Annotated in this window: 28 protein-coding genes and 1 tRNA gene; 14 read left to right on the forward strand and 15 right to left on the reverse strand. The window is 65.2% G+C overall.

Annotated elements, in window-relative coordinates; genetic code table 11:
- Window positions 1-3: 3 nt before the first annotated feature.
- The 4 genes from ACXMDY_RS11930 to cbiD all read right to left on the reverse strand — a co-directional run bounded on the left by ACXMDY_RS11930 (window position 4) and on the right by cbiD (window position 3942).
- Entirely contained in the window at window positions 4-396 is a 393-nt protein-coding gene (locus ACXMDY_RS11930) for a hypothetical protein (RefSeq protein WP_259702591.1), read from the reverse strand.
- An 83-nt stretch (window positions 397-479) separates the two neighbouring features.
- Window positions 480-1088 (reverse strand): hypothetical protein, encoded by a 609-nt coding sequence (locus tag ACXMDY_RS11935; protein WP_259702592.1) that lies wholly within the window; start codon window positions 1086-1088, stop codon window positions 480-482.
- A gap of 69 nt (window positions 1089-1157) precedes the next feature.
- Window positions 1158-2756 (reverse strand): glutamine-hydrolyzing GMP synthase, encoded by a 1599-nt coding sequence (gene guaA, locus ACXMDY_RS11940; protein WP_259702593.1) that lies wholly within the window; start codon window positions 2754-2756, stop codon window positions 1158-1160.
- Window positions 2757-2787: 31 nt separating this feature from the next.
- Entirely contained in the window at window positions 2788-3942 is a 1155-nt protein-coding gene (gene cbiD / locus ACXMDY_RS11945) for a cobalt-precorrin-5B (C(1))-methyltransferase CbiD (RefSeq protein WP_259702594.1), read from the reverse strand.
- Between the two features lie 89 nt (window positions 3943-4031).
- Between cbiD and ACXMDY_RS11950 the strand changes: the two genes are divergently transcribed.
- From ACXMDY_RS11950 to ACXMDY_RS11965, 4 genes are all read left to right on the forward strand, one after another.
- Window positions 4032-5186, forward strand: a complete 1155-nt coding sequence (locus tag ACXMDY_RS11950) for a pyridoxal-phosphate-dependent aminotransferase family protein (RefSeq protein WP_259702595.1) — start codon at window positions 4032-4034, stop codon at window positions 5184-5186.
- Window positions 5187-5226: 40 nt separating this feature from the next.
- Window positions 5227-5298: transfer RNA gene (locus tag ACXMDY_RS11955), tRNA-Gly, on the forward strand.
- A gap of 174 nt (window positions 5299-5472) precedes the next feature.
- Window positions 5473-5709, forward strand: a complete 237-nt coding sequence (locus ACXMDY_RS11960; protein ID WP_259702678.1) for a hypothetical protein — start codon at window positions 5473-5475, stop codon at window positions 5707-5709.
- Between the two features lie 53 nt (window positions 5710-5762).
- The gene (locus ACXMDY_RS11965) at window positions 5763-6098 is read left to right on the forward strand and encodes a hypothetical protein (RefSeq protein ID WP_311133950.1); all 336 of its coding nucleotides are present in this window, start codon (window positions 5763-5765) and stop codon (window positions 6096-6098) included.
- Here the strand turns inward: ACXMDY_RS11965 and ACXMDY_RS11970 are convergent.
- Window positions 6068-6355 (reverse strand): hypothetical protein, encoded by a 288-nt coding sequence (locus tag ACXMDY_RS11970; protein ID WP_259702596.1) that lies wholly within the window; start codon window positions 6353-6355, stop codon window positions 6068-6070. The genes ACXMDY_RS11965 and ACXMDY_RS11970 overlap by 31 nt on opposite strands.
- A 54-nt stretch (window positions 6356-6409) precedes the next feature.
- On the opposite strand from ACXMDY_RS11970, the gene ACXMDY_RS11975 reads away from it, so the two are divergent.
- On the forward strand, window positions 6410-6970 hold the full coding sequence (locus ACXMDY_RS11975; protein WP_259702667.1) for an AbrB family transcriptional regulator: 561 nt from the start codon (window positions 6410-6412) through the stop codon (window positions 6968-6970).
- Between the two features lie 79 nt (window positions 6971-7049).
- Entirely contained in the window at window positions 7050-7496 is a 447-nt protein-coding gene (locus tag ACXMDY_RS11980; RefSeq protein WP_399244259.1) for a DUF6554 family protein, read from the forward strand.
- Here ACXMDY_RS11980 and ACXMDY_RS11985 read toward each other — a convergent pair.
- Window positions 7490-9070, reverse strand: coding sequence for an SNF2-related protein (locus tag ACXMDY_RS11985; RefSeq protein WP_457767629.1), 1581 nt, complete (start codon window positions 9068-9070; stop codon window positions 7490-7492). The two genes, ACXMDY_RS11980 and ACXMDY_RS11985, sit on opposite strands and share 7 nt — an antisense overlap.
- Window positions 9071-9317: 247 nt before the next feature.
- Between ACXMDY_RS11985 and ACXMDY_RS11990 the strand changes: the two genes are divergently transcribed.
- The gene (locus ACXMDY_RS11990; RefSeq protein WP_259702598.1) at window positions 9318-9731 is read left to right on the forward strand and encodes an HNH endonuclease; all 414 of its coding nucleotides are present in this window, start codon (window positions 9318-9320) and stop codon (window positions 9729-9731) included.
- A 13-nt stretch (window positions 9732-9744) separates the two neighbouring features.
- On the opposite strand, the gene ACXMDY_RS11995 is transcribed toward ACXMDY_RS11990, so the two are convergent.
- Window positions 9745-9915, reverse strand: a complete 171-nt coding sequence (locus ACXMDY_RS11995) for a hypothetical protein (protein ID WP_259702599.1) — start codon at window positions 9913-9915, stop codon at window positions 9745-9747.
- A 34-nt stretch (window positions 9916-9949) separates the two neighbouring features.
- On the opposite strand from ACXMDY_RS11995, the gene ACXMDY_RS12000 reads away from it, so the two are divergent.
- Complete coding sequence (locus ACXMDY_RS12000) at window positions 9950-10885, forward strand: Rossmann-fold NAD(P)-binding domain-containing protein (RefSeq protein WP_259702600.1); 936 nt, start codon at window positions 9950-9952, stop codon at window positions 10883-10885.
- 37 nt (window positions 10886-10922) lie between these two features.
- Here ACXMDY_RS12000 and ACXMDY_RS12005 read toward each other — a convergent pair whose 3' ends face one another.
- Entirely contained in the window at window positions 10923-11102 is a 180-nt protein-coding gene (locus ACXMDY_RS12005; protein WP_259702601.1) for a hypothetical protein, read from the reverse strand.
- Between ACXMDY_RS12005 and pdxA the strand changes: the two genes are divergently transcribed.
- Window positions 11101-12117 (forward strand): 4-hydroxythreonine-4-phosphate dehydrogenase PdxA, encoded by a 1017-nt coding sequence (gene pdxA, locus ACXMDY_RS12010; RefSeq protein WP_259702602.1) that lies wholly within the window; start codon window positions 11101-11103, stop codon window positions 12115-12117. The two genes, ACXMDY_RS12005 and pdxA, sit on opposite strands and share 2 nt — an antisense overlap.
- A 15-nt stretch (window positions 12118-12132) precedes the next feature.
- On the opposite strand, the gene accB is transcribed toward pdxA, so the two are convergent.
- Window positions 12133-12603 (reverse strand): acetyl-CoA carboxylase biotin carboxyl carrier protein, encoded by a 471-nt coding sequence (gene accB / locus ACXMDY_RS12015; protein WP_259702603.1) that lies wholly within the window; start codon window positions 12601-12603, stop codon window positions 12133-12135.
- A 6-nt stretch (window positions 12604-12609) separates the two neighbouring features.
- Window positions 12610-13170, reverse strand: coding sequence for an elongation factor P (gene efp, locus ACXMDY_RS12020; RefSeq protein WP_259702604.1), 561 nt, complete (start codon window positions 13168-13170; stop codon window positions 12610-12612).
- Window positions 13171-13286: 116 nt separating this feature from the next.
- On the opposite strand from efp, the gene ACXMDY_RS12025 reads away from it, so the two are divergent.
- Window positions 13287-14402, forward strand: coding sequence for a peptidylprolyl isomerase (locus ACXMDY_RS12025; RefSeq protein ID WP_399244304.1), 1116 nt, complete (start codon window positions 13287-13289; stop codon window positions 14400-14402).
- A gap of 17 nt (window positions 14403-14419) precedes the next feature.
- Complete coding sequence (gene thiL / locus ACXMDY_RS12030) at window positions 14420-15451, forward strand: thiamine-phosphate kinase (RefSeq protein WP_259702605.1); 1032 nt, start codon at window positions 14420-14422, stop codon at window positions 15449-15451.
- Between the two features lie 82 nt (window positions 15452-15533).
- On the opposite strand, the gene ACXMDY_RS12035 is transcribed toward thiL, so the two are convergent.
- A complete protein-coding gene (locus tag ACXMDY_RS12035; RefSeq protein WP_259702606.1) occupies window positions 15534-16556 on the reverse strand; it encodes a type I glyceraldehyde-3-phosphate dehydrogenase in 1023 nt (340 codons plus the stop codon).
- Between the two features lie 172 nt (window positions 16557-16728).
- On the opposite strand from ACXMDY_RS12035, the gene murC reads away from it, so the two are divergent.
- Genes murC through ACXMDY_RS12050 form a run of 3 tightly spaced genes read left to right on the forward strand, consistent with a single transcriptional unit; the run spans window position 16729 to window position 19445 of the window.
- A complete protein-coding gene (gene murC, locus ACXMDY_RS12040) occupies window positions 16729-18156 on the forward strand; it encodes a UDP-N-acetylmuramate--L-alanine ligase (protein ID WP_399244265.1) in 1428 nt (475 codons plus the stop codon).
- Window positions 18153-19073 carry a UDP-N-acetylmuramate dehydrogenase gene (gene murB, locus ACXMDY_RS12045; protein WP_259702608.1) on the forward strand — a complete coding sequence of 307 codons (921 nt, stop codon included), beginning with the start codon at window positions 18153-18155 and terminating at the stop codon, window positions 19071-19073. The genes murC and murB overlap by 4 nt, the downstream gene beginning before the upstream one ends.
- Before the next feature lie 36 nt (window positions 19074-19109).
- Window positions 19110-19445, forward strand: coding sequence for a YbaB/EbfC family nucleoid-associated protein (locus ACXMDY_RS12050; protein ID WP_259702609.1), 336 nt, complete (start codon window positions 19110-19112; stop codon window positions 19443-19445).
- On the opposite strand, the gene rsgA is transcribed toward ACXMDY_RS12050, so the two are convergent.
- Genes rsgA through grpE form a run of 4 tightly spaced genes read right to left on the reverse strand, consistent with a single transcriptional unit; the run spans window position 19408 to window position 22584 of the window.
- Window positions 19408-20439 (reverse strand): ribosome small subunit-dependent GTPase A, encoded by a 1032-nt coding sequence (gene rsgA, locus ACXMDY_RS12055; RefSeq protein ID WP_259702610.1) that lies wholly within the window; start codon window positions 20437-20439, stop codon window positions 19408-19410. The two genes, ACXMDY_RS12050 and rsgA, sit on opposite strands and share 38 nt — an antisense overlap.
- Before the next feature lie 2 nt (window positions 20440-20441).
- Window positions 20442-20735 (reverse strand): sulfurtransferase TusA family protein, encoded by a 294-nt coding sequence (locus ACXMDY_RS12060; RefSeq protein WP_259702611.1) that lies wholly within the window; start codon window positions 20733-20735, stop codon window positions 20442-20444.
- A 20-nt stretch (window positions 20736-20755) separates the two neighbouring features.
- Window positions 20756-21865 carry a molecular chaperone DnaJ gene (dnaJ, locus tag ACXMDY_RS12065; RefSeq protein WP_259702612.1) on the reverse strand — a complete coding sequence of 370 codons (1110 nt, stop codon included), beginning with the start codon at window positions 21863-21865 and terminating at the stop codon, window positions 20756-20758.
- Window positions 21865-22584: a nucleotide exchange factor GrpE gene (gene grpE, locus ACXMDY_RS12070; protein ID WP_259702613.1), complete on the reverse strand. Its 720-nt coding sequence runs from the start codon at window positions 22582-22584 to the stop codon at window positions 21865-21867. The genes dnaJ and grpE overlap by 1 nt, the downstream gene beginning before the upstream one ends.
- Window positions 22585-22610 lie beyond the last annotated feature (26 nt).

Genomic DNA, 22610 nt, shown 5'->3' on the forward strand with positions numbered 1-22610 from the left:
CGATCAGGCCTCGAGCCTTCGCTGGAGCTCAGCAAGCCGATCAGCGATCCGGATCAGGGCGCCGTTGAGGGCATCCCCCTCCGCCTCGGCGTCAGCCTGGGGGTCCGATCCGCCCCCACTGGCCACCACCGCCTCGCTGGTTGGAATGTCACGCACCTCCACCTTCATCACCGGGTTGCCCAGGCCCGGCTGGATCTGATCCAGGCTTTCCCGGACGGCCCGGGCGGCCGGGTCCCCCTCCTGCCTGAGCTGGCCCAGGGGGTCATCCGAGCCGGTGAACGCTTCCACCACCTGGCGAGGCCCACCGCGGCGGACCCGCTCGACAACGGCCATGCCGACCGGAAGGATGTCCTGCATCAGCGAGAGCCTGAGGGCATCGAGGGGATCAGCAGCCATGGCGAGGGAAACGGAGCGCGGCAGGGTGGTTCTGATCCCACCGGCCTGGATGACCAGTCTGCCTGCCTTGAGCCTCCTCCTGTTCAGAACGTGCGCTGAATGCCTGGCTCCACAAGCCCAGGACGGCAGAACTGGCGGGATCCCAGCCAGGAACCGGCCAGCACCGCCAGGACCACCAGGGTGGTGAGGGGAAGAAGCGCCTGTCGGGTGACATCCAGGCTGAGCCATTCGCCCCAGCCGCGCAACCAGCGCTCCCGATCGAAACGGCGCCGCTCCTTCTGCTCACTCTTGAGCCGTCGCCCCAGGGCCTTCTCCACCCAGCGCTCGAAGGAACGCTTCTTGGTGACGGCCATCTTCCGTTCCACCTCGAGCAGATGGCCGGCGCTCAGATCAGGGTTGAAGGTGCTGATCAGCTCCAGGCTCTTGAGGAACATTTCCACGGCCCCGTCCTTGATCTGCCGCTCCTGGTCCGACAGCTCGTCCCAGAGCAACTCGGGATAGAAGCGCGTGCGATTGGCCTGGATCTGTTCTTCCTGGAGCTGGCCGGGCTCTCTCAGCCAGCGGTCGGTGTTCGCGTCAAAGCGTCGCCAGTAGAGGAAGGGATTAAGGAAAATGGTCTTGGCGCCAAGCTGGATGCTGTCCTGTTGAAGACGGCGCTGCAGCTGGGGATCCGGCTGGGTGGCGACAGTCACGGGGGTCAGGCTGGTGCCCGATGGTATCGAAGCCAGGCCGGCGCTACCAGCCTGGGCGCAGGACAAGGTTCATTCCCACTCGATCGTGCCGGGGGGCTTGCTGGTGATGTCCAGCACCACCCGGTTCACCCCCTTCACTTCATTGACGATCCGGTTGGAGATCCGCTCCAGCAAGTCATAGGGGAGCCGCGACCAGTCAGCGGTCATGCCGTCTTCGCTGGAGACGCAGCGCAGCACGATCGGATAGGCATAGGTGCGCTTGTCGCCCATTACCCCGACACTGCGCACCGGCAGCAGCACGGCGAAGGCCTGCCAGATCTCGTGGTACAGGCCTGCCTCCTGCACCTCCTCACGCACGATGAGATCGGCGTCCCGCAGGATGTTGAGTTTCTCGGCACTCACTTCACCAAGAATGCGGATCGCCAGGCCGGGTCCTGGGAAGGGGTGACGACGGACGATCTCCTCGGGCAGGCCCAGGTTGCGACCCACCTTGCGCACCTCATCCTTGAACAGGCGCCGCAGCGGCTCCACCAACTTGAACTGGAGGTCCTTGGGCAAACCACCGACATTGTGGTGGCTCTTGATCTTCACTGCCACCCGTTCGCCGGTGCTCGGGTCTGGCCCGGTTCCCGCGGATTCGATCACATCCGGGTAGAGCGTCCCCTGGGCGAGGAAGTCGAAGGGTCCGAGCCGCTTGCTCTCTTCTTCGAACACCCGGATGAATTCGGTACCGATGATCTTGCGTTTCTCCTCAGGATCAGCAATACCGGTGAGTTTTTCAAGGAAGCGATCGCGGGCATGGATGTATTCCACATGGATGTGAAACTTGCGATCAAAGAAATCCATGAGGAACTCAGGCTCTCCCTTTCGCATGAATCCCTGATCGATGAACATGCAGGTGAGCCGATCCCCGATGGCCTTGTGAAGCAGAAACGCGAGAGTGGATGAATCAACGCCGCCGGACAGCGCCAGCAGCACCCGTTTGTCACCAACCCTGGCCCGGACATCCGCCAGGGCCTCATCAATGAAGGCATCGGTGGTCCAGTCCGGCTTGCAACCGCAGATCCCGTAGACGAAGTTGCGGATCAGCGCCATGCCGCCGCTGGAGTGGACCACCTCCGGGTGAAACTGAACGCCATAGAGATGGCGTCGGTGATCGGCGATGGCGGCTTCGGGAGTGTTGGCGGTGTGGGCCAGCGTGGCGAATCCTGCCGGCAGTGCTGCAACGGAATCCCCATGGCTCATCCACATGGTGGAGCCGTCCTCCACCTGGCTGAGCAGAGCGATCGGATCGTCGACGAACAGGGGTGCCTTGCCGTACTCGCCCCGACCGGCCGCTTCCACCACCCCACCCAGCTGCTGAACCATCAGCTGCATGCCGTAGCAGACCCCGAGGATGGGAATTCCCAGATCCCAGAGGGCGGGATCACAGACCGGCGCGCCCTCGGCGTAGACGGAACTGGGGCCACCACTGAGGATGATTCCCTGGGGTGCGATCCGGCGAAGATCGGCGGCGCTGGTGTTGTACGCCATCACCAGGGAGTACACCTCGGTTTCCCGCACGCGACGGGCGATCAACTCGGAATACTGGGAGCCGAAGTCAAGGATGACGATGGCGGGCTGGCGTTTGGATTCCGGCTGTTCGCAGGATGAAGAAGCTTGCGACATACGACCGTTGCGGCGGTCAGGCCCTTTCAAGTCACCCTAAAGGGTGCCTGAAAGCCGCCAGCAGCACCCTTCCCTCCACCCCACAGGCGCGCAGCTGGCGAGAGCGATCGAACAGCACTGCACCGATCCGCATCGGCCAGGGGCCGTAACGGGAGAGATAGGCCTGGCTGCGCCGCTCGATCGTGTCAGCCAGGCGCTGCTCCAGCCGCGCCGCCAGGGCGGCATCGAGGCCGGCCAGAGCCGCCAGGGCCGCCTCCACCGTCGCCGCCGCATGCAGCCGCTCAAGCGGCTCGCCGGTCAGCCCCTCCAGGGCCGCCAGGCTGGTGAGAATCTCCGCCCTGCCATCGGCAAGGTGGTGGTGGGTGTGGAAAATGCCACCGGCCAGCTTGATCAGCTTGCCGTGATAGCCGAACAGGATCAGGCGTTGAACCCCCACTTCGGCGGCCGCCACCAGCACCGGCCCCAGCCAGTTGCCGGCCTTGAGCAGCCGTTCCGCCGGCAGCCCCAGCTGCGGCGCAAGATCCAGCCCGTTCTCGCCGATCACCACCACCAGATCTCCATCGAAACCGGGCTGGGCGGCTCGCTGGCGCAGTTCTGCCAGGCAGGCCTCCAGCTGATCGGGAGCCGCGCTGCGCTGCACATTGGCCTGGGTGCCGATCAGGGCCAGGCCTTCCACCACGCCAAAGGCGGCATTGCTGGTGCGCTCTGCCAGCCGTCTGCCTTCGGGAAAGATGATCCGCAACCGCAACCCCTGGCCGGCGGGCCAGAGCGGACGCAGGTTGGCTTCGAGCAGCTCACGGGCATAGGTGGACAGGCAGAGGGCCGCCGTGTCCGCATGGATTCCGACCCCTTCACCGGCCTCGAGCTTCAGCCAGTCGCCGCCGGGATCGGCAGGCTGATCCATGGCCAGCTGCCAGGAACTCGCCACCACCCAGACCGCCAGGCCACGGGTGAGATCCAGTCCCTCGCCGGGCTGGCAACGGCTGATGCCCAGGGCCGCGCCTCCTCCAAGCCGGGCTGCCCCCTCCACCGGCACGGGTTGCCGGCCCGCTGGGGCCAGCAACTGCAACAGGGGCGCCGGCTCGACCGGCCTCCCCGCCCCGGCCGGTTCCTCAACCAGGGCCTGCACCGCCGCCCGCGCCGCCGCCGCCACCCAGACCGGCAAGGTGTAACCGGTGCTGTTCATTGGGGCAGGGCGACATCCGGTTGGGCCAGAAGGCCCTTTTTTATGCTGGGTGATCGCGCTGCCGCGCTTTCACCCTCCAACCACCCACCATGCAGGACAAGCTCACCCTGATGATCCCCGGCCCCACCCCGGTGCCGGAGACCGTCCTGCTGGCGATGAGCCGCCACCCGATCGGCCATCGCAGCGCCGAATTTCAGGCGATCGTCAAACGCACCACCGCCCAGCTGAAGTGGCTGCATCAGACCGAATCGGATGTGCTGGCCCTCACCGGCAGCGGTACCGCCGCGATGGAGGCCGGCATCATCAACGTGCTGAGCCGGGGCGACAGGGTGCTCTGCGGGGACAACGGCAAATTCGGTGAGCGCTGGGTGAAGGTGGCGAAGGCCTATGGCCTTGAGGTGGAGGTGATCCGGGCCGAATGGGGGCAGCCACTGGATCCGGAGGCCTTCCGCAACGCCCTCGAAGCCGACACGGACAAGACAATCAGGGCCGTGATCCTCACCCATTCGGAAACCTCCACGGGAGTGATCAACGACCTGGAGGCGATCGCCGGCCATGTTCAAGCCCATGGCCAGGCCCTGATCGTGGCTGACTGCGTCACCAGCCTTGGAGCCTGCAACGTTCCCATGGACGCCTGGGGACTGGATGTGGTGGGCTCCGGCTCCCAGAAGGGATACATGATGCCTCCCGGCCTCGGCTTCGTGGCGATGAGCGAGCGGGCCTGGAAGGCCCAGGAGCGCTCGGACCTGCCGAAGTTCTATCTGAATCTGGCCACCTACCGGAAAGCCGCAGCCAAGGACAGCAACCCCTTCACCCCGCCGGTGAACCTCTACTTCGCCCTGGAGGCGGCGCTGGAGATGATGCAGAAGGAGGGGCTGGAGTCGATCTTCGCTCGCCATGCCCGCCATCGCCGCGCTGCCCAGGCGGGCATGAAGGCGATCGGCCTGGGGCTCTATGCCGCCGAGGGCCATGGCAGTCCTTCGATCACGGCCGTGGCTCCTGAAGGAATCGACGCGGAAGTGCTGCGCAAAGCCGTGAAGGAGCGGTTCGACATCCTTCTGGCTGGAGGCCAGGATCACCTGAAAGGCAAGGTGTTCCGGATCGGTCACCTCGGTTTCGTCTGCGACCGTGATGTCCTCACCGCCGTGGCGGCGATCGAGGTCACCCTTCAGGCTCTCGGTGTTTCAGCGGGGGAAGTGGGCGCCGGAGTGGCCGCCGCAGGAGCGGAACTGGCCCGCGGATAGGGGCCAGCTGGGGGCAGACGGTTTGCTAGTTTGTGCTGATGCGGGTGTAATTCAGTGGTAGAATGTCAGCTTCCCAAGCTGAACGTCGCCGGTTCGAATCCGGTCACCCGCTTTCAGCACACGATCTCAAGCCGCTCTGTTTCCTTCTTGAGATTCGATTAAAGTTTGACCGAAAGAGATGTTGTTGGTTCGATCGGAAACTGAAAGGGGTCTGATTTTCTGATTGAACTGAAGGTTGAGCTTGATCGCTCAGCTTTTGAACAGTCAGCTTTTGAACAGGTGAATCATGGCATCAGGGGCGTGGCTTGATCAGCTGAAGCACCTGGGGACCGAGTGTGTTGGCACGCCGTTCACAATCGAGTGCCTTGAGAATGCCTCGAGCGGCTCGGGGCAGGTCACCGAGCGCAGCGGCCGCAGCTGCTTCAGCCTCGTGAACACGGAGTTCCGTGAGCAGAACAGCACGCTGATCCCGATGAAATGGATCAGCTTTGGCCGGCGTATTCTTGGTTTGAAGTTGAAGTGAAAGCAAAATAAGCAGTCAGCAAGGCAATGTGCCCATTGATAGCTTAACTCCCGATGGAATCAAGTGCCGGGCTCTTCACCGTCATCACCGAGGGCAGCAATCTCGGAGCGAAGCTGATCAACCTTGTACTGATCGCCTCTGGCCACCGCAACGGCCAGGGAGAATTCAAGTTTTTCAAGTTGGTGACCGCCCTCGAAGAAACCGGAACTGGTTTTGCGGACCGAGCTGAATGGGTGGCCTTCCGCGCCGGTCGTCTTGGGCAGAGGGCAGGCGGGATAGGTGTTCGCCATGGTTGCATTTCTTTTCATTCTGTCATCCCTCCCGGGTTTGGTGCGACACATCAGGGTCAGAAACAGGCTCAGGCGGCGTTGGAAAAGGATTCGCGCTGAGGGTCGAACTCCCGGAACTCGGAAGCTTGCGGCACCACTGGCTCCTCCAGGAGCAGCCGGCAATCGCGCAGCAGCACTTCCACGTGGGCGAGGGCTTCAAGTTCGGCCGGCTCGGGGGATTGACGACGATCCATGGCCATTTCCAGGGCCCCCAGGCGCTGCTCCATCCGCACGAGCCGATGGGAGAGCGCGCTCACCGTCTCAGCGAGGTCTTCGGCATTGCGAGTGATCCGGAAGGAAACCGATTCAGGTGACATCTCAACGGAGCAGTTAAGGCTGATGACAACACAGATCGAGCCCAGACTCAAGCCATCTCCCAAACTGCCTGGACCCTCCCGACAGCTCCGACCATGCCATCGACCGTCAGTTTGGGGCTCTACATCCTGGGGGGCCTGGTCGGAGGCCTGCTGGCCCTGCGCACGGGAATCCCAGCCGCTCCTCTGGCCGGGGCCCTGATGGGGGCTGGTCTGATCAGCATGAGCGGGCGCTTTGAAGCGGCCCAATGGCCTGCGGGCACACGCACCTTGCTGGAGATCGCCATCGGCACGGTGATCGGCACCACGCTCACCAACAGAGCATTGCTGGAGCTGCGTCAGCTCTGGCGACCCGCCATCGTGATCACCCTGACTCTGGTGGCCACCGGTCTGCTCGTCGGGCTGCTGTGCAGCCGATGGCTGGGGGTCGATCCCGTCATCATGCTGCTGGGGGCTGCTCCCGGCGGCATCAGCGGCATGAGCCTGGTGGGCGCCGAGTTCGGGGTCGGGGCCGCCGTGGCCGCTCTCCATGCGGTGCGACTGATCACCGTGCTGCTGGTCCTGCCGGTCACGGTGCGCCTGGTGGTCTCAGCCACAGCTGGTCACGCCTCCAACTGAGTCCGGTCGCGGCCAAGCTCGACAGCCGCAGAGCGACCGATACGTTGGGCCCAGTGCCGCTGGCATCCCCGACATCACCATGCTTTCCCGTCGTCCCCACCTGCTCCAGCCCCTGATGCGCCTCGGCCTCAGCCTGGTGCCTGCGCTCACCGCTCTTGCGCTCCCCTTGCCCCTGCTCAGCCAGACCGCCCAGCCGAGCGCCACGAGTGCTTCCAGCAAAGGAGCGGAGGTGTACTGCTTCATGCGCAGGTCAGGCAACAACCATGAAGTGAGCTGGGCGGCGGCCTACGCCCTGATCAAGCGCCAGAGCGACAGCCTGTTCAAGACATCACCGGAGCACGCAGCTGTGATGATCACCGAGGCCGTGGTCAAGGAGCCCAGCGCCTATCCCGACTGCGGCCAGTATCTGGGGGCTCTCTATGGAGCTGAGAAGGCGCCGGAAGCCTCCCCCAGCCAGTCGTCCACAGGCGGAGCCGTTCCGCTCCCCAGCAGCGGGACCAGCCGGGGCGGGCGCTACAGCTACTGATCGGGCTCGCCCTGCGCTGGCGCCCCGCTTGCCCAGGTCTTGATCAGCGTCTGCACCAACGCCGGCAGACGGGTCCTCCGCAGGCTGGTCTGCCTGCCCTCCAGCAGCAGCGCAACACGCCCTGCCTTGCTGGCAATCAAGTCATCGACCAGCTGATCAGCCACGCCAAGCTGCAACCAGTGGCTGGTGAGGGGGCCGCCCATGCCGATCCGATGGCAACGGTCTTCCGCCTGTTCGGCATCCCCGGGAGTCCAGGGTCGCTCCAGCAACACCACATGGGCAGCCCGACCCAGATTGAAGCCCAGGCCTCCCGTGCCGAAGGTGGCGATCAGCAGAGACGTGTGACCTCCCTGAAACAAATCCACCTGGCCCTGCCGTTCAGCAGGCTTCAACCGGCCGGTGAGCAGGGCGCCACCCAGCCGTTCCTGCAGCCGTTCTGCGGCAGCCAGGAACGCTGTGAACACGACCACGGCCTGCTGTCGCCTGAGCAGCCCCGCCACCAGCTCCTCCGCCGCCGGCAGCTTGTACTGGGCTCCGATCTGGCGCAGGGCCGTGAGCATCGCCAGCGCCTCTGCGTCGGGCCTGACAATCCCCAGGGCCGCCCGACGGCGGTAATGATCCACCTTGCCCTGCAACAGGTGCTCAAAGCCCCTGGCCTGGCTGGCCGAGAGTTCCACAGGATGGAATTCCCGCCGTTTCGGAGGTAGATCGAGGCAGTCCTGCTTGCGGCGATAAAGGAGCAACGGGCGGGTCAGATCCTGGAGTTCCTCGAGCCGCTCAGCCCCGGAAGCCTGCCAACGCTGACGTCCGCCGACCTGACGCCAGTGACCCTGGCAATAGCGCTGCTCGAACCCCTGCTGATCGCGGCCGAGCGGATGACCGATCGCGGCCAGCAGGGGGAACAACTGGGATGGGCGACCGTTCTTCATCGGTGTGCCGGTGAGCAGCCAGATGCTCCGCAGGCGCGGGTGTCGCGCCAGACGCAGCAGGGACTGGGTGCGCACGGCCGACAGGTTCTGGGCGTAGTGGGCCTCATCCACGATCAGCACCGTGCCGGCCGGAGGCAGACTTGTGGGTAGCCGGCCCCAGCTGATCAGCTCCAGTTCGAGCCCGAGCGCCATCGACTCCTGGCGCCAGTGGGCATGCAGACCGGCCGGAGCCACCACGGCAATGCGACAGGCGGCAAGGCGCACCATCGCCCTGGCTGCCGCCAGGGCCGAGAGGGTTTTGCCGAGGCCCATGGCGTGGGCGAGCAGCCCACCGCGGCGGGCCAGCAGCCAGCGGGCAGCCAGTCGCTGATGGGGGAAGAGCCGGCGCCCATCGGAAAACGGCTGCTCCAGTTGGGCCGCTGCCACCAGGGCCCGATGGGGGGGCAGAGGGGGCAGGGGCTGCTCCAGCCAGGCCATCCATTCCGCCAGCTCGGGATCGATCCGGAACCGTCCGCCCAGCAGATTGCGCAGGGCCAGGGCTGCCTCCAGCGGGAACTCCCAGCGAAGTCGGCGGGATCGCCAGACGCCCCGGGGACGAACAGCGCGCAACTGGGCCTGGGTGACGGGATCGAAGGGGGAGACCACCTCGATCAAGCCGCTGGCACCCAGACCGAGCCGACACGTCGCTGTCGCTGCCCATCCACACGGATCGGGGATGGCGCAAACCGAACCAGAGGAGCCCCAGGCCAGAGACAATCACCACAGCGGCAGCATCGGAATCTAGGTGGGCCGGGTTCGCCGATCAGCGGCTGGCGAAGCAATCAAAATGCAGTGTTCGACACATTGACAGCCGAGGAGGTGGGTGCACAATGCTCGCAATTGAATCAAGAGGATGCACGCCAGAGATGCGGTCTTTCTTGAAGAACTCTGCCCCAAACTAAGGGTCCGTCACTGGCGACAATCCCTGCACAAACACACCCATCATCGTTGTATTTATTGCGGCGATCGTTCTGAATCCATCGATCACCTGATGCCACGTTGCCGAGGTGGCCTGAGTGTGACCGCCAACTGCGTCCCGGCCTGCCTGGCCTGCAATGGCCACAAGAGTGATGCCGATGCTTTTGATTGGTATCGGCAACAACGCTTCTACGACCCGCGACGGGCCATGGCGATTCGAGCCTGGATGGATGGCGACCTGCGGCTTGCCGTGCGGCTCTTGCAGTGGGCCACACCGGAAAAACCCGTTCATGGCCCCGGAATCGCAACGGACCAGGGTCCAGGCGGCCTGATGCTCCAGGCGGCCTGAACGGTTGACCGGCTCACCAGACACGGCAGATGGCCGGGCTGTTGTGGCGCAGACAGATCTCCTCCTGATCGCCAGGCCGCTCTGGTGCGACCAGGGCGGCGGCCAGCAGCAGGCCAGCGGCCAGAATGGCAGGCGCAGCCGAGCGGCCCAGACGTCGTGAAGAGGAGCCCAGGGATGCGGTCATCGATCAACGGATTGAAGATGGTACAGGTGTACTGATGACAGGCTCGATTGTCAATCCCCTGGGGGGCAGATTGCTGGTGCTCGGTGGCGGCTACAGCGGGCTTCGCCTGGCCAGGGCCGCCCTGGACCAGGGCATGGCCGTGACCATCACCCATCGCCAGGCCTCCCCCCCGGACACCGGCACAGGGCCGGAAGGCAATGGCGATGCGTTGCAGTGGGTTCACTTTGATTCCGGGGAAGGGGCCAACCAGCTCGATCCGGCGGCCCTGGCCGGGATAAGCCATGTGCTGGTGACGATCCCTCCTGATCGCCAGGGGCTCGATCCGGCGCTGGGCAGCCTGGCTCCACTCCTGGCCCAGCTTCCCTTGCAATGGCTCGGCTATCTCTCCACCACCGGGGTCTACGGAGACCGGGGCGGGGACTGGGTCGATGAGTCGGCCAACCCTCTGCCAGGCGCCCAGCGCTCCCTGGCCCGGCTGGCCTGCGAGCAGGCCTGGTTGGGGAGCGGCTGGCCGGTGCAGGTGTTTCGCCTGCCGGCGATCTACGGCCCCGGCCGATCCCCGTTCCAGAGCCTGCGGGACAACAGCAGCCGACTGATCCACAAACCTGGCCAGGTGTTCAGCCGCATCCATGTCGACGACATCGTTGGCGCCCTGCTGCATTGCCTGCGCCTGGCTCCAAGCCAGCGGCCTTCCCTGATCAACGTGGCCGATGATCGCCCCTGCCCTTCCAGTGAGTCCCTGGGCTACGCAGCCCATCTGGTGGGCTGCAAGCTTCCGGAGGTGGAGCGTTACGGGGATGTCGCCGCCAGCCTCAGCCCGATGGCGCGCAGCTTCTGGGCCGAGAACCGGCGGGCCAGCAACCGCAGGCTCTGCCGGGAGCTCGGCTACAAGCTGCGCTACCCCTGCTTCCGCGCGGGTTACCGTGCCAGCCTGGAGGAGGAAAGCAGCTGGGCTCGCAAGGCCGGATGAGCTCGGCAGCACCGGAGGAGGCCGGGATCTGAGGCCATCAACGGCTGGTTGCTCCGGTCGTCGGCGCGCACACGGGCGTGGCGTCCGGCGAGAGATTGTTCAAGGTCGGCAATTTGGTGTCGGCCAGGAAGCGGCACCAGTCGATCGAGATCCAGCCCCGCTGCATCCCTGTGCCCAGAGCGAAGAACATCGATCCAATCAGCAGCCAACGGATCATGGGTCCAACGATCCCCAGAACTCAGCGTAAGCAACGGCGCATCGCCCTCTGCCTCGGGGACCCCGCCGGCATCGGCGCCGAGGTGAGCCTGAAGGCCCTCGCCTCTCTGGAGGGACGGGGAATCGAGGTGCTCTTGGTCGGTTGTCGCCGCTGGCTGGAACGCACCCATGCCGCCCTCCGGGACGTCAGTTCAGTGGCCCTGGCCGATCCATCAAACCTCGCCATGCTCGATCTGCCCCTTGAGGGCGCAGTGGAACCCGGTCGCGGCAACGCCGCCAGTGGAGACGCCAGTTTCGCCTGGCTGAGCGCCGCCACCGAGCTGGTGCGCAGCGGCGCATGCCAGGCCCTCACCACCGCCCCGATCGCCAAGCAGGCCTGGCATGCGGCGGGCCACCCCTATCCAGGCCAGACGGAGCGGCTGGCGGAGCTGTGCGGGGGGGGCGAACCATCGATGCTGTTCACCGCCCGGGCCCCACGGGGCCAGTGGCGGCTCAACACCCTGCTGGCGACCACCCACATCCCGCTCAAGGAGGTGGCGCACCAGCTCAGCCCCGCCCTGGTGGAACGCAAGCTCGACGTGTTGCTGGCGTTCTGCCGACGCTTTGAGCCCAGGCCGCAACTGGTGGTGGCCGGGTTGAATCCCCATGCGGGGGAAACAGGCCTGCTGGGCCGCGAAGAGCAGGACTGGTTGATTCCCAGCCTGGAGCGCTGGCGCCGCCGTCATCCTGAGGTGGAACTGCTCGGCCCCCTGCCACCCGACACCTGCTGGCTGGGGGCGGCTGCCGCCTGGCGTGGTGACTGCCGTGGTCCGAGCGGCTACCTGGCGCTGTATCACGACCAGGGGCTGATCCCGGTCAAGCTGCTGGCCTTCGACGAAGCCGTGAACACCAGCCTCGGTCTGCCATTTCTGCGCACCTCACCGGATCACGGCACCGGCTTCGATATCGCCGGACAAGGCATCGCCAGATCCCGGAGCATGGAGGCGGCCCTGGAGACCGCCTGGGAACTGGGCTGAACCAGCGGTTGCGGTTCAGACCGGCTTGACCCGGACCAGCACCTGTCCGTACTCGACGGGGGTGCCGTTCTCCACCAGGATTTCGACCACTTCTCCGCTCACCTCAGCCTCCAGCTCATTCATCAGCTTCATCGCCTCGAGAATGCAGACCGGCTGACCGGCGGCAATGCGGCTGCCCAGTTCAACGAACGGTGGATCGCCCGGTGTTGCAGCCCGGTAGAAGGTGCCCACCATCGGTGCCGTGATGTCGACAAGATCGGTTCGGATGGGTGCGGCCGGAGGCGGCGGGGCTGGGGCGGGCACCGCTGCCACTGCCGGCGAAGCAGCAACCGGCAGGGCGGGAGCGACCGGGGCCGGCGCAGCGGCAACGGGCAGGTTGCGGCGTACCTCAAGCCGGAAGTCGTCGCCTTCGAGCTTGAGCTCCTGGATATCGCTCTGCTCAAGGACAGCGAGCAGGCGATGAAGCTGGTCATGGTCAAGCTGCATGGCGCCTCAGGACTCCCTGCCCAGATAACTGTCGGTGCGGGTATCGATCTTGATTTTCTCGCCGATTGTGATGAACAACGGCACCATCACCTGGGCTCCCGTCTCCACGATCGCCGGCTTGGTGCCGCCGGTGGCTGTGTCGCCCTTCACGCCGGGGTCGGTCTGGGTGACCTCCAGCACCACGGAGTTGGGAAGTTCCACCTCCAGGGGCGATCCGTTCCAGGACACCACACTCACCTCCATGCCTTCCTTGAGGTACTTGCGCCCATCTCCGATCTGCTTGGCCGTGAGCCGGGTTTCCTCAAAACTCGCCATGTTCATGAATACGTACTCATCGACTTCCATGTAGGTGTGCTGCAAGGTTGATTTCTCAAGCACCGCCTGGGCCACCGTCTCCCCAGCCCGGAACGTCTTGTCGACAACGCTGCCGCTCTGGACAGCCTTCAGCTTGGTGCGCACGAATGCCGACCCCTTGCCGGGCTTGACATGGAGAAACTCGACGACGCGCCAGACCTGCCCATCCAGCTCGATCGTGGTGCCTGTCCGAAAATCGTTGCTGGAGATCATTCCGGAGCGACATCAGAGCGGGATTGTACGGCTGCCCTTCCTTCGCCAAGCCACCAGGAGCCTGACCTGCCAGCCGTGCCAAAGTCCGATGATCGGCTGGATCAGTCTTGCCAAACATCCACATCCGATCAACCCGAGCTGTCGATCCCACCCGCTGGATCGGTCGGAGCCTGGCCATTCTTCTGGTCGCTCTGCTGGGCTTGATCACCGGCCTCGGCGGCCCAGCGGCAGCCCGGGCCGCCCTCCCTCCCGGCAATGCGGTCAGCGATCCCACCGCCCTGCTGCGCAACGCCCTGCCCATTCCGGCTGGCGACCTTCAGGATCTGCAGCACAGGCTGGAGGCCACCAGCGACGAACTCCGGGCCAAGCGCTGGAGTGCCCTCTCCAGCGCGGTGCGCCGCAGCCAGTCGTTGCTGAGCAGCCGTCGTGTCGCCCTGCTGAACGCCTTCCCCGCCGCCGACCAGAGCGAAGCCACGGTTCTGCTGGACCACCTGGAGACCCAGCTTCAGGATCTCTTCGAGGCCAGCGAGGTCCAGAACCGCGACGCCTTCCTAGACGCCCGGCGGGCCGCCCTGGGCAGCATCGGCACCGCTGAAGCGCTGCTGGTCGGGCCGTTCCCGTTCGAGATCCCCGCCGAATTCACGGCACTGCCGCGGCTGCTCGGTCGGGCAACCGTTCAGATCACCACCACCAAGGGCGACCTCACCGCCGTGGTGGACGGCTACAACGCGCCGATCACCGCCGGCGCCTTCGTGGATCTGGTTCAGCGGGGCTTCTATGACGGCCTGCCATTCAGCCGCGCCGAAGATTTCTATGTTCTCCAGAGCGGAGATCCCGCCGGTCCTGGTGATGGCTTCGTGGACCCCACCACCAGGCAGCAACGCCGGGTGCCGCTGGAAATCCGGGTGCCTGGCGAAGACCAGCCGTTCTACAACCAGACCTTCGAGGATCTGGGACTGTTCAAGGCAACACCGGTCCTGCCATTCGCCACCAAGGGGACGCTCGGCTGGGCCCATTCCGACGAAGCCCTCGACGATGGTTCCTCCCAGTTCTTCCTTTTCCTCTTTGAAGCGGAACTCACCCCGGCCGGACTCAACCTGATCGACGGCCGCTATGCGGCCTTCGGCTACGTGGTCGATGGCTTCGATGTCCTGCAGGAGCTCAGCGCCACAGACGGCATCGTCAAAGCCACCGTTCTGGAAGGGGCCGAGAACCTGCGGCCCCATGGCTGAACCGCTGCCTCGCATCCATGGCTGAGCAGGAGAATCTCACCCTGGCCGAGCTGGGTGAGTCAGGCCTGCTGGAGCGGATCGCCGGATTCGCCCCACCCGGCCAGCTCGACGATGACGCAGCCCTGCTGGCGGAACGCAGCGGTGCCGTGCTGGTGATCAACACCGACATGCTGGTGGAGGACGTTCACTTCAGTGAGGCAACGATGGGGCCGGCCGACCTGGGCTGGCGGGCCGCCGCCGCCAACCTGTCCGATCTGGCGGCGATGGGCTGCCGCGAGGTGATCGGCCTGACCGTTGGCCTGGTGGCCCCTGCCTCCACCCCCTGGAGCTGGGTGGAGGGTGTCTACAGGGGACTCAGTGAGGCCCTGGACTGCCATGGAGGCCATCTGCTGGGGGGCGATTGCAGCCGTGGCCAGCAGCGCCTGCTGGCGATCACGGCCCTGGGCAGGCTGGGTGAGGAAGGAGCGATCCGGCGTGGCGATGGCAGGCCCGGTGATCGGCTGATCAGCACAGGCCCCCATGGCCTGAGTCGCCTGGGACTGGCTCTGTTGCGCCGGGAGCCCGTGCTGAGCTCCATCAGCCCGGAGCTGCGGGATCTGGCCCTCAACGCCCACCGGCGTCCGGTGCCACGCCTCGATGCCGTGGTGGCCCTGGCGGAAACACGGCCAAGCGGACTGAGATGGCGGGTGGGCGGCACCGACAGCAGTGATGGCTTGGCCGCCGCCGTGGCCGCCATCGCCCGGACCAGCCAATGCGATGCGGAACTTGATCGCCATGCCCTGCCCCTTGCCGAGGAGATGAAGGCTCTGGGCGATGCGGAAGCCTGGTGCCTGGGGGGAGGTGAAGATTTCGAACTGGTACTGGCCCTCGATCCCAGCTGGGCGGCGGCGTTGCTGAGGGCCCTGCCCGGAACGGTGGAGATCGGCAGATTGAAGGAGAAACCTCCTGAAGGCATCCTCTCCGGCGGGACGAAAGCAACTCAGCCTGTGGGCTGGTCAAGCGGTGAGCCGCTGCTGCTGGAGACGGATAGCTTCGGCCATTTCCAGTGATCCAAGCCAGTCATCCACGAAGGATGCCGTAGGCATTCCGTTGGCGAGAGCGGCGCTACCCGTTCAGATCAAGGCGATGGCCTCACTGCCACTGGCGAGCAACCACTTCGGCGAGGTCCACAACCCGCTGGCTGTAGCCCCATTCGTTGTCATACCAGGAGATGACTTTAACCATGTTATCGCCCATCACCAAGGTGAGATCAGCATCCACAATCGCCGATTCATCGGTGCCGGCGTGATCGGAGGAGACCAAAGGAAGATCACAGAATTTAATGATGCCCTTCATGCCGTTCTCGGAAGCCTGTTTCAGCACCGCATTGACCTCTTCCTTGCTGGTGCCTCGGCTGACTTCAATGACAAGGTCAACCACGGAAACATTGGGAGTCGGAACCCGCATGGCGATTCCGTTGAGCTTTCCCTCCATCGGCGGGTACACCAGTGCAACGGCTTTGGCGGCACCAGTGGAGGTTGGAACGATATTGATGGCAGCAGCACGGGCGCGGCGCAGATCGCGGTGGCTGGCATCGAGAATGCGTTGGTCGCCAGTGTAGCTGTGGGTTGTGGTCATCGTGCCCTTGACGATGCCGAAGCTCTGATCCAGCACCTTGACGACAGGAGCCATGCAGTTGGTGGTGCAGCTGGCATTGCTGATGATGTCGAATGCACCATGGGTGTATTGGTCTTCGTTCACACCCACAACGTAGGTGCCGATGCCTGGTCCCTTGCCGGGCGCGGTGATCAGCACCTTCCTGGCTCCTGCCTGCAGGTGCTTACCGGCACCGTCCTTGTCGATGAAGACGCCGGTGGCCTCAATGACAAGATCAACCCCCCATTCCTTCCAGGGGAGATTGAGCGGATTGCGATCCGAAAAACATTTGATCGTGCGGCCGTTGACAATCAGGGCATTATCGGCATAGCTGACTTCAGCATTCCTGATTTTGCCGAGCATCGAGTCGTACTCGAGCAGGTGAGCGTTGGTATGGGGATCAGAGGTGTCATTGAGCCCAACGATCTCGATTCCCGTCGCTTCGCCACGGCTCAACCAACAGCGCATGAAGTTGCGACCGATCCGGCCAAAACCATTGATCGCAACACGCAGGGTCATAGCAGCAACGGGAAAACCGCGTCAGAATAGGTTTTGGATGCCGATCATACAGAATTGCCTTCTGGCCATTCCAGGGGAGCAGTCCTGCGGCGCTGTCCTGCCAGTCCAGTCGGCTGCCCACCCGCCTGGCAGGCCGGAGGGGGAATCACCGTTTAAGTTTCAGGCCGTTGTGGTGACGCCCTTGACACTGCTGCTCGATCCCAACCAGCCTCTGCATTTCATCGGAGTCGGTGGAATCGGCATGTCGGCCCTGGCTGTGATTCTTGCGGACCGAGGATTTCAGATCAGTGGCTCCGACAGCCGGGACACAGCTGCTGTCAGGGATCTGCGCCAACGTGGTGTGCGGGTTCACCGGGACCAGAGCGCCGCCACGATCAAAGCCCTCTGCGCGGACATGGTTCGGGCGCCGCTGGTGGTAGTGAGCAGCGCGGTGCCCAGCGGCAACCCTGAGCTGGAGGCGGCGCACAAAGCGGGGCTGGCGGTCGTCCACCGCTCGGATGTCCTGGCCGCCCTGATCAACAGCCAGCCCTCGATCGCCGTGGCAGGCAGCCATGGCAAAACAACCACCAGCACCCTGGTCGCCACCCTGCTCGAGGCCTCCGGTAACGATCCGACCGCCGTGATCGGCGGAATCGTCCCGGCCTTTCGCAGCAACGCCCGGGCCGGACAAGGCCGGCTGCTGGTGGCCGAAGCGGATGAGTCCGATGGTTCCCTGGTGAAGTTCCGACCCAGCCTTGGGCTGATCACCAATCTGGAACTGGACCACACCGATCACTATCCGAACCTCGAAGCCCTGATCGAAACGCTCCGCAGCTTCGCTGCCGGCTGTGAAACGGTTCTGGCCAACCGGGACGACCCCGTCTTGCGAACCCATTTTCACCCCAGCGTCTGGTGGTCGATCGAAACAACCGAAGGTGCCGACTTCGCCGCCATTGCGGTGGATGAACAAGGGGATGGCACCGTTGCCGACTTCTTCGAGGCGGGGGTCTGCGTCGGCCGCTTCTGCCTTCCCGTTCCAGGCCGTCACAACCTGAGCAATGCCACCGCGGCCCTGGCCGCCTGCCGCCTGCAGGGGATCCCCTTTGCCGATCTGACCGCCCCGATCCAGTCTCTGCAGGCTCCCGGCCGTCGCTTCGACTTCCGGGGCAGCGTCGAGGGGCGACTGATCGTCGACGATTACGCCCACCATCCCAGCGAGGTGGAGGCCACCCTGCGGATGGCAAGGCTGATGGTGGAGAGCGGCCGCAGCCCGCTGCCCATCCCGCCGCGCCGGGTTGTGGCCCTGTTCCAGCCCCATCGCTACAGCCGCACAGCCGAGTTCATGGGCCCATTCGCCAGCGCCCTGGCCCTGGCCGACCTGGTGATGCTGGCACCCCTCTACAGCGCCGGGGAAACGCCGATCCCGGGAATCTCCAGCGAACTGCTGGCCCACGAAACCCGTCAGGTTCGTTCTGACCTGGCCGTCCATGTGGCCGCCGACCTGGATGATCTGGCCCGGCAGGTCTGTCGCCACTGTCGGCACGGCGATCTGGTGCTGGTGATGGGGGCCGGGGATGTGAACGGCCTTTTCGAGCGGCTCGAGCCGAGCCTGATCGCATGAACGCAGGCGTCCCGGATGGGTTGCGCCAGCAGGTGCGGCTCGACGCCTACACCACCTGGAAAGTGGGGGGAGAGGCCCAATGGTTCGCCGAGCCGGCCCAGACGGCTGAACTGATCAGCCTGGCGGACTGGTCGAGCCGGCAGGGCCTCCCCCTTCAGCTGATCGGGGCAGGCTCGAACCTGCTGATCAGCGACGAGGGCCTGGAGGGATTGGTCCTCTGCAATCGCCGCCTCCAGGGAAGCCGCCTGGAGGCGGCCAGCGGCTCGGTGGAGGCCCAGGCCGGCGAACCGCTGCCGAGCCTGGCCCGGCGGGTGGCGAGGGCCGGGCTCAGCGGTCTGGAATGGGCCGTGGGGATTCCAGGCACGGTGGGGGGTGCCGCCGTCATGAACGCGGGGGCCCAGGGGGGCTGCACGGCGGAATGGCTTGAATCGGTCACCGTGCTCGAACCCGGCGGCTCGAAGCAACCCTTCACCCTGAAGGCGTCCGAGCTGGACTTCGCCTATCGACACAGTCGACTGCAAGAGGAGCCCCTGCTCGTTCTCGCCGTTCGCTTCCGGCTCAGTCCAGGTCACGATCCTGTCGAGATCAGCCGGAGGACGACGGCCAACCTGCAGAGCCGCACCACCAGCCAGCCCTACCACCAACCCAGCGGCGGCAGCGTTTTTCGCAATCCGGAACCGCAAAAGGCCGGACAACTGATCGAAAATCTTGGCCTGAAGGGTCTCAGCATTGGCGGGGCCATGGTGTCCCCCGTGCATGCCAATTTCATCGTCAACACCGGCGCCGCCCGCGCCGATCACATCGAGGCGTTGATTCAGGCTGTCCAGCAACGGGTGCACGGCTCCCACCGGATTGATCTGCACACGGAAGTGAAACGCCTCGGGCACTTCGCCTCACAGCCATGGGCACCCGCATGACCAGGATCTAGCCTGCAGGCCTCACGCATTCCTGGCATGGCCGGCTTCGGACTTCCCAACTTCGGTCAGCTGACGGAAGCCTTCCGCAAGGCCCAGCAGATTCAGCAGGACGCCCAGAAGCTTCAGGACGAACTGGATGCCATGGAAGTGGAGGGCAGCAGCGCCGACGGACGGGCCAGCGTCTGGCTTTCGGGCAACCAGCAACCGATTCGGGTGCGATTCGCGCCAGAGCTGGTGGCCGAAGGGACAGCCGCCACCGAAGCCGCCGCCTTCGAGGCTCTGAAGGCGGCCTATGACAGCTCGACGGCCACCATGAAGGAACGGATGGAAGAGCTCACCGGTGGCCTGAATCTGCCGGGCCTCGGGGGGTGAAGCGGAGCGATTCGCCCTGATCCTGCTCCTGCTGGCGGCGGCTGCGACGGGAGGTCTCCCTTAGGCGCGCATCGCGCTTCGGCTGGCGCCGCTCAGGCACCGCCGGCCCGGGGTCCAGCAACTCCTGAAGACACTGGCGATAGGCGGGATAGCGGTCCCAGTCGGTGCCGACCGCACAACCGGGATCTCCCTGGTGCAGGCAGTTGGTGTAGCGACAGGGCCCCAGGGCCAGCCGCCCCACCACCTCCGGAAACAGAGCTGCCAACCGGTTGGGATCCGCCGGAATCTCCGGCCTGTTGAATCCCGGTGTGTCGGCCAGCAGGGCCCCTGCTGCCAGGGAAAACAGCTCCACGTGACGGGTGGTGTGCCGACCCCGCCGCAGCTTGCCGGAAACCCTCCCCACCCGCAGAGCCAGGGCCGGAGCCAGGGCGTTGAGCAGGCTGCTCTTCCCCACCCCGGACGGACCGCAGAGCACGGCAAGGCCGGGCTTGCAGAGTCGCTGGCGAATCTCCGCCAGCCCCTCCCCCGTGGTCAGGCTGAATGCCAGGGGCTGATAACCCCAGGCCTCAACCCGCCGCAACCAGCCCTGCACGGCTTCCCCCGGCAGCAGGTCCGCCTTGGAGAACACCAGCTCGACCGCCTGGGCCGTGGCCTCGGCAGTGAGCAGGAACCGGGTGAGCTGGAGAGGGTCGAGATCAGGTTCCGCCAGGGCGACCATGACCACAACCCGGTTGCAGTTCGCCACGGCCGGTCGGCCCAGCAGGCTGCTGCGGGGCTTCAGGGCCACGATGGCGCCACGCCTGGCAACCCAGTCGAGACCATCGAGCTCGACGCTGTCTCCCACACAGACCTGCTGACCGGATTTACCAAGGCGGCTGCGGCGAACACAGAGCAGACGCTCGAGGCCGCCGGGGCCAGGCAAATCCAGCTGCACCTGGCAGAAATTCGCCTGCAAAGCCACCACCAGACCGGACACGACAGGTTCGGTTGCCATGCCTAGGCGCCGCTGCGGCAGACCAGCAACCGCACTCCGGCCGGCTGGGCCGTGTTGCCGGCCATCTCGATCGGCAGCGGCTGGGTGACGACCCTGTGACCCTCGGCCCGCAAGCCTTCGGCCACCATTCGCTCCGGTTCGCCTCCATCGAGGTCAATCTGCAGCCAGGCACCCGGAGCGACGGATTCAAGTTTCAGGCGGCTGCGAATGAAATTGACAGGGCAAGGGGTTCCCCGCAGATCAAGCCGCTGCCGTGGCTGGGAATCCTGCGGGGGTTCGGGTCTTTCCACCACCATGGCGCTCGCTGGCGAAGGAATTAACCGAAAAGCCCGCCGAAAAGCCCGCTCTTGTGGGGGTGGCCCTTTTCAGAATGGTGACCGGCCAGTTGCTCGAGCAGCTCCCGTTCATGGCTGCTGACCTTGGTGGGCAGCTGCACCTTCACCGTGAGGAAATGGTTGCCCCTGGCCACCGGATTCCCCAGCTTCGGCACCCCTTTGGCCGTCAGGGTGAGCACGGCGCCCGGCTGGGTGCCGGCCGGAATCTCGATGGACTCAGGACCATCAACGGTGTCAACTTCGATCTTGTCACCCAGGATCGCCTGGAGATAGTTCACCGTCGCATCCGAATGGATGTGGATGCCGTCACGGCGCAGCTTGTCGTGGGCCTGCACGAACAGGTAGACGTAAAGATCGCCGGCAGGGCCACCACGCTGGCCGGCATTCCCTTCGCCGCTGACCCGCAGACGGGTGCCTGAATCGACGCCGGCCGGGATGGTGATGCGCAGTTTCTTGCGCACCTGCTGCACCCCCTGACCACCGCAATCGCCACAGGGATCGGCAATCACCTGGCCGGTGCCTTCACAGGTCGGGCAGGGAGCCACCTGGGTGAAGCTGCCGAAAGGTGTGCGGGTGGCTCGACGAACCTGGCCCGACCCGCTGCAGGTGCCGCAGGTGGTGGGGCCGCTGCCTGACTTCGCCCCGGATCCCTGGCAGGTGGAGCAGGTTTCCAGATGGCGGATCTGCACATCGCGTTCCTGGCCGAAAACCCCTTCGTTGAAGCTGATGTTCAGATCCAGCCTCAGATCATCACCCTGGCGCGGGCCCCGGCGGCGCGGTGCACCTCCAGCCGCTGGGCCACCGAAACCACTGAAGAAGGTTTCGAACAGATCAGCGAAACCACCCATGTCGCCCATGTCGGGAGCACCGCCCCCGGAGACACCGGCTTCGCCGAACTGGTCATAGCGGGCGCGGGTCTGGGGGTCGCTGAGGATCTCGTAGGCGCGGCCGATGTCCTTGAAACGCTCTTCCGCCGCCGGATCCTTGTTCACATCCGGGTGATACTGCCGGGCCAGGCGTCGGTAGGAACGTTTGAGGGTGTCGGCATCGGCATCGCGACCCACACCCAGCAGGTCGTAGTAATCGGCCATCAGTGCGCATCCTCACCGGTGCTCTTGTCGTCCTGAGCGGGCTGGGAAGCCGAAGGAGTGGCTGGGCCCGGACCCATCGACACTTTGACAAGAGCATGGCGCAGAACGCGGCCGTCGAGTTGGTAGCCCCGTTGAAGCTCCTCGACAACAACGTCTTCGGCGAACTGGTCGCTGGGTTCGCGCAGCACGGCTTCATGCAGTTTGGGATCGAAGGGCTCTCCTTCAACGCGCATCGGCGCCACCCCAAGCTGTTTGAACACCTTGACCAGCTGCTCATAGAGCGCCTGATAGCTGCGATGCAACCCCTGGGCTTCCTCACTCTGGGGAGCCAGCTGCTGGCGAGCCCGATCAAAGTTGTCGACCACCGGCAGGATCTCACTGAGGGTGGAGCAGGTGATCTGCAGGCGCAGGTCGTCCTGATCCCTGCTCTGGCGCTTTCGAAAGTTATCGAAATCGGCCGCGATCCGCATGTACTGGCTGCGGACGGTGTCGTGCTCGGCCCGGAGACTGGCCAGCTCGACCTCCAGCTGCCGCACCCGTTCAGCGGGGTCGGTGACCGACTCCGGCTCCAGGCCGGCAGAGGCCTGGCCGTCGGGATCGCCTGGGCTGGCAACCTCTTCAGTCGGGGCCTGGGATTCGGAGGGCTGGGGGGTGCCATCCTGGACATCGTCCACAGGAGTGAACGGTTCCTGTTGAACGGGTGAGGCTTCTCCACTCATGCTGACTTGACCGCCAATCGCTCCTA

Source organism: Cyanobium sp. ULC082 (assembly GCF_977927535.1).